This is a genomic window from Caballeronia sp. M23-90, assembly GCF_053574605.1.
The window spans coordinates 1-6,141 of record NZ_JBSIPA010000395.1 but is presented as its reverse complement, the minus strand read 5'-3'; the positions used below and the strand labels follow the sequence as shown (position 1 = coordinate 6,141).

The 6,141-nt window shown below is 55.8% G+C and carries 4 protein-coding genes; 3 read left to right on the top strand and 1 reads right to left on the bottom strand.

Going from position 1 to position 6,141, the window contains the following annotated elements; all coding sequences use genetic code 11:
• The 3 genes from ACRXB1_RS27940 to ACRXB1_RS27930 form a co-directional block, all read left to right on the top strand.
• Nucleotides 1–624 (top strand): tyrosine-type recombinase/integrase (locus ACRXB1_RS27940; RefSeq protein WP_449493869.1); only part of this gene is annotated, 624 nt, incomplete at its 5' end.
• 36 nt (nt 625–660) lie between these two features.
• Nucleotides 661–1,836, top strand: a complete 1,176-nt coding sequence (locus ACRXB1_RS27935) for a hypothetical protein (protein ID WP_449493868.1) — start codon at nt 661–663, stop codon at nt 1,834–1,836.
• Nucleotides 1,837–2,265: 429 nt separating this feature from the next.
• Nucleotides 2,266–5,433, top strand: coding sequence for a type ISP restriction/modification enzyme (locus tag ACRXB1_RS27930; protein ID WP_449493867.1), 3,168 nt, complete (start codon nt 2,266–2,268; stop codon nt 5,431–5,433).
• 410 nt (nt 5,434–5,843) lie between these two features.
• Here ACRXB1_RS27930 and ACRXB1_RS27925 read toward each other — a convergent pair.
• Nucleotides 5,844–6,141, bottom strand: a 298-nt coding sequence (locus ACRXB1_RS27925) for a tyrosine-type recombinase/integrase (RefSeq protein ID WP_449493866.1), incomplete at its 5' end; no start/stop codon positions are given.

The following is a 6,141-nucleotide window of genomic DNA, read 5'->3' as shown; positions in this document are numbered from 1 at the left end:
TCCGCCTCCGTGCGGGGGCCGAGCCACACGACCCGCAAGGGCAAGACGCCGGTGCTCGATGCAACGGAAGCCCGGCAGCTGCTTGATAGCATCGATGTCAGCACACCCATTGGCCTTAGGGACCGGGCGTTGATTGCGTTGATGGTGTTTTCGTTCGCGCGAATCGGGGCGGCTGTTGCGATGCGCGTGGAAGACGTTTACGTGCAGAACAAACGGTTATGGGTGCGCCTCCGTGAAAAGGGCGGCAAGCACCATGAGATGCCGTGTCATCACACGCTCGAAGCGTACTTGCACGCCTACCTGGACGGCACCAGCATTGGCGATAACGCCAAGAGTCCGCTGTTTCGCACGATTCGGCGCGGCACCGGGCAGCTCAGCGACACGCCGCTGCCGCAGGCGAATGCCTACGCGATGGTGCGCCGTCGCGCGCTCGCGGTCGGCATCGACACCAAGATCGGCAACCACACGTTTCGGGCGACCGGCATCACCGCCTATCTGAAAAACGGCGGCACGCTCGAAAACGCAGCGGCGATGGCCAATCACGCGTCGACCCGGACGACCCAGCTCTACGACCGACGCCGCAATGACATCAGCCTCGATGAAATCGAGCGCATCCGCGTGTAAATTGCAGGGTTTCATACTGCAATGCGGAGCGCGGATATGGGTACAGGTTATCTCTTTACACGTCGTCAACTTTACGATCGGGTATGGGCCGAACCGATCAGCGCGCTCGCTAAAACCCTGCAAGTGTCCGACGTCCGGCTCGCCAAGTCCTGTCGCTTAAGCAATATTCCGCTGCCACCGCGTGGCTATTGGACCAAGTTATATGCGGGTCAGGTCGTGATCAAAACGCCCTTGCCGCTTCGCGCGCCCGGTGCAAGTGATCAGGTCACCGTCGGCGGGGGCCGATACCCCGACTACCGCCCTGCTGAGTCCAAAGCAGCGACAGCGCCTGAGCCCCCAGCTTATGAAGAAACCGAAGACCAGATCACTGCGCGCGTCGAAAAGATGGTGCCCGAAGGCTGGCGCCCTACCCGCTCGCTTGACGCCGCTCCGTATCCTGCAATCGCCCGACTGCTGAGTGAAGACCAGGAACGTAGAACGGCACGCGAGCGCTCCCCACGCTTGACCTACGACGCCCCCCGTTTTGAAAGCCGCGTGGAGCAACGCCGACTGCTGCTGCTCAGCAATCTGTTCGGGTTACTGTTTCAGATGGATGCACAACCCTCCATTTGCGGCAATGACGCCCGGGAGACCAGCGCGCACGTGGGCAACCAATGGGTGCGCTTTACGGTTGATACGACCGCGAAGCTGCGGCCGCGACGGCATCCGTCCAAGACGCCGGGTCGACCCGCTGAGCCGCTTGCGATTGAAACCAAAGTGAGCCGATGGAAGCACAATGAGGCGGATGAGGTGCTGTTTTGGAGCGATGATGACGCGGGAAAACTCGAAGCAAAGATACGGGAGATCGCCATCGCGATCGTCTTGACCGGCGAGCGGCAGTACCGGAAGTCACGGCAACAAAGCTATGAATGGGCCCTGTCTTCCTACGAGGAGGCGCTCGAGGCCATGCGCAAACAACGCGAAGACGCCGAGCGGCGCGAGCGCGAACGGATCGCCCAGGCAGAGGCGGATCGAGTCAGCCGGCTTTTTGTACAGGTAGCAGCCTGGCAGCAAGCGCAGCAGATCCGGGCGTATGTAGAGGAAGTCATCACGTCGCCGCATGCCGTTGAAGGTCAAGCCTTTGACGGTGACCGCGACGTATGGACCCGCTGGGCGCTGGCTGTCGCTGTCCAGCTCGACCCGCTTTCAGCAGGCCTCGCCAGCACCGGATAGGCCGGATCACCGGCCTCAGGTGTCGTAAATGACGGCGCATACAGCACGGCCAGATAAAGCATGATGAAAATACAGGCCTCTTCAGACGGTGGAGCGGATGAGCGAAACCATCGGCCAACAACCACGAGTGAGTCAGCACGCTCTTCCACGCAAATGAGCGGGTATGACGCCTCGGTAGCCCAACTTTTATGACAAGATGCCAAGAATGGCCGATGATCGAGAAGATCGCCGAAGTTGCCAGCGAGCCATCAAGCATGTTACAGAGCGTCACCCCCCCGGATTTACAACCCCAAGCTTTCATATGCAGTGCCGCACACTGGAATTGGGCAAATGTTCGGTTTTCATCGAATAGCAAGAGTTGGATCGTCTAACGCAACGATGCTGCCGCGTAGTCGATCAAGCAAAACTCCACCACAGTAAGAGACCTACGTGAAAATAATCAGCGACTTTGTTAAAAAAGTAAGCGCCGTCTATAAAACAGGTGCCGCTACAGAGCATTCATATCGATCTGCCATCGAAGCATTGTTTGTCGAACTGGACGACAAGGTCACCGCTCTTAATGAACCGAAACGGATAGCTTGCGGAGCGCCCGATTTCATTATTCAGCGTGCTGATATCGCTATCGGTCACTTGGAGGCGAAAGACATCGGCGTCGGTCTGCGGGCAATGAAGGATGCAAATAAGAAGCAGCAGGAGCGCTATCGCAAGGCATTGCCCAATCTGGTTTACACAAACTGTCTCGACTGGGATTTCTACCGAGACGGTGAACTTGTCGCGTCGGTAACGATCGCTGACTATCTTTTGGGCATCCAGCCGAATCCCGATCAGTTCGAGCGACTCGAGAGCCTTCTTCGCGAGTTTCTGAAGCAGCGCCCTCAGACGATCTCCGCTCCCCGTCAACTCGCGGAGATGATGGCGGGCAAGGCGATGCTCATCAAAGACGTACTCCAAAGAGCCTTGAAAGCGGATGCGCACCACCAGACGGAGTTGTCCGACCAGTATGACGCTTTCAAAGAACACCTGATACACGACATTACAGTCGAAGACTTTGCCGACATCTACGCGGAAACCATTGCATACGGCATGTTCGCCGCGCGGCTACATGACACGACGCCAGACACTTTCGATCGACAGGAGGCTTTGAAGCTCCTTCCAAAGTCAAACCCATTCCTTCGCAGCCTATTCAGCTATCTGGCCGGAGAAGACCTCGACGACCGGATTGCTTGGATTATCGACGACCTTGCAGCAGTGTTTCGGGCAGCAAATGTGCAGAAAGTCATGGGCAGTTTCGGAAAACTGACCGGCCAGAGTGATCCATTCCTCCACTTCTATGAGACGTTTCTTGCTGCCTACAACCCAAAAAAGCGGAAGGCACGCGGCGTTTGGTACACGCCAGAGCCCATCGTGCAATTCATTGTGCGCGCCATAGACGATGTGCTTCAAACAGAGTTCGGGCTAGCCGAGGGACTAGCCGATACATCGCAGATCAGCATCGACTGGGAAACTGGTCAGGTCGACAAGAAAGGCAAGCGCCTCAGCATAAAAAAGGACGTGCATCGCGTACAAATCCTCGATCCGGCGACGGGCACGGGAACGTTCCTCGCCGAAGTGATTAAGCAGATCGCGCCTAAGGTAAAGGAAGTCGCTGAAAGCATGTGGTCACCATACATCGAGAGTAATTTGATCCCCCGCCTTCATGGGTTCGAACTACTGATGGCATCGTACGCGATGTGCCACATGAAACTGGACATGATGTTGACCGAGTTGGGATACAAGCCAACGGGATCACCGCCGCGCCTTTCGGTTTATTTGACCAACTCTCTGGAAGAAGGCGAGCCAGCAAATCAGACACTTCCGTTTGCCCAATGGCTGTCGAACGAGGTTAAGCAAGCGAACGCTATCAAGCGAGACATGCCGATCATGTGCGTTATCGGCAATCCGCCATACGCAGGCAACAGTACCAACAAAGGGCCTTGGATCACCGGCCTGTTGGACGTGTATAAGAAGGAGCCCGGTGGAAAAGCGAAGCTGAAGGAACGGAACCCGAAGTGGCTAAATGACGACTATGTCAAGTTCATTCGGCTTTCCGAGTACTTGATCGAGCGCAACGGGCAAGGCGTACTGGGATTCATCACTAATCACGGTTACCTAGATAATCCGACGTTTCGAGGGATGCGTTGGCATCTACTAAAGACATTCGACAAGCTATATATTCTCGACCTTCACGGCAATACGAAGCGAAAGGAGGTCGCACCTAACGGACTCGCTGATGTGAACGTTTTCGACATCCAGCAGGGGGTGGCTATCCTAATCGGCATTAGAACCGAGAAAGCAACAAAGGAGGATTTGGCGAAAAAACCTCTAGCCAAGGTGTTCCACGCAGACCTCTGGGGCGCACGGGCAAGCAAATATAGCCAATTATCGGAAGGAACATTGGGGACGCTCGATTGGAACGAGTTGGTTCTGGTCGCACCTCAGTACGTTCTGACGCCGCGAGACTATGACAAGCAGGAAACGTATGATCAGGGCTTCAGGCTCGACGAGCTGATGCCCGTTAATAGCAACGGCATCGTGACCGCGCGCGACTCTCTGACAATCGATATAGATAAGGAAAAGCTGTTGGAGCGCGTGCAAGATTTCGCTTCGCTTGCCCCGGAACAAGCTCGAAAGAAATACGGGCTAAAAGCTGATGTAGAAGACTGGACAGTCGCTTCCGCGCAGGCTGACCTGAGCGCGTCCCTGCCCGACAACAAGATCGTACGGATTTCGTATCGACCATTCGATATTGCTTGGACGTACTACACAGGTGTATCGCGGGGGTTTCATTGTAGGCCGCGTAGCGACGTGATGCAGCACTATTTGCTCGGCGAGAACGTCGGCCTACTGGTAACCAAGGCGGTGAAGGACCACACATATGGACATGCATTCGTAACCAAAAACATATCTGAAGCAATCTTCCTGTCGGCGACGACAGGCTCCAATGCAATGAACTTCCCGCTATACCTTTATTCAGGACAGAAGGACCTTCATCAGGCGCGTCAAATCAACTTTGACCTAAAGATTTTCGCGAAGCTGAAGAAACTGGCGAATCACCCAGAACGGGGGGAGCCAACCGAGCTTCACGTGCTCGATTATGTCTACGGCGTTTTGTATTGCCCCGACTATCGGAATGAATATTCCCAGTTCCTGAGGACGGGCTACCCCCGAATCCCTTGGCCGGAGACGCCGGACCTGTTCTGGGACGTTTCTAACAAAGGGTCTGAATTACGCCGCCTACATTTGATGGAGCCACTTGCGGTCGGGAACGTGAGTTTCCCGCTACGTGGCACCGGCGAAGCGAAAGTCGAAGATGTCGAATATAAGGACGGGCGGGTTTGGATAAATTCAGAACAGTATTTCGACAACGTACCGGTATCGGCCTGGAAAACGTGTATTGGAAGCTACCAGCCAGCGAGAAAGTGGCTGAAAGACCACAAGGGTCAAACGCTTTCATTCGACGAAATCAAACACTACCAGCGCATTCTCAAAGTACTCAGTGAGACTGACAGGATAATGAACACGATCGTTCTGGAAACCGCTCAAGAAGCTGGACAGTGATGAGCGCCTCTAGCACCCGCCCTTGCGGATAAAGATCCATGGCTCGCCCCAATCTGGGCGGGCTTTCCTTTGACAGCCGCTGTTCGGCGAGTCGAACAATCAAGAGTGCCGTCAAGATACGGGCTCGTTTATACGCTTGCGATTCTCACGAGAAGGCAAGTGCTTAAGCTGGACGGTGAAACAGTATCGTAATCCGATAGCTTGATCGCCTTCGGCAGATGCTGACTGCCAGCTAATACAACGGTCCAGAGAAAAGCCTGGCTAAGGTGACCTAAGCCGATTAACCAAAAGGTGGCGAGCTCGGGTTTTAATATTGCCGTCGAGTAGGAGACGGCCAGGGCTTTGCTCGGCCCCCACGCGCGTTCACGCGCGCACGCTCATCGCACTTATATGTTCAAGCTGAGACAGCGCTAGTACGCTACCTTGAACTTCGGCGAGTCTTCCAGCCGGCTCTTGCGCCGGTCATAGATGCGGATGGTCGCAATGTTCGCGTGCCCCAACCATTCCTGCACCTTGGCGATGTCGGCCTCATGGTCGAGCGCATTGGTCGCGGCCGTTGCGCGCAGGCTGTGCACCCCAAAACCCTCCACTTTTATCTTGACCTGCGCGGCATAGCCAAGCACGCACTTATACACGCCATCAGCCGTGATCGCGGCACCGGTCACGCGTAGCGGCTGGAACAGCGGCGCATCCGGCGCCGCGCCGTGA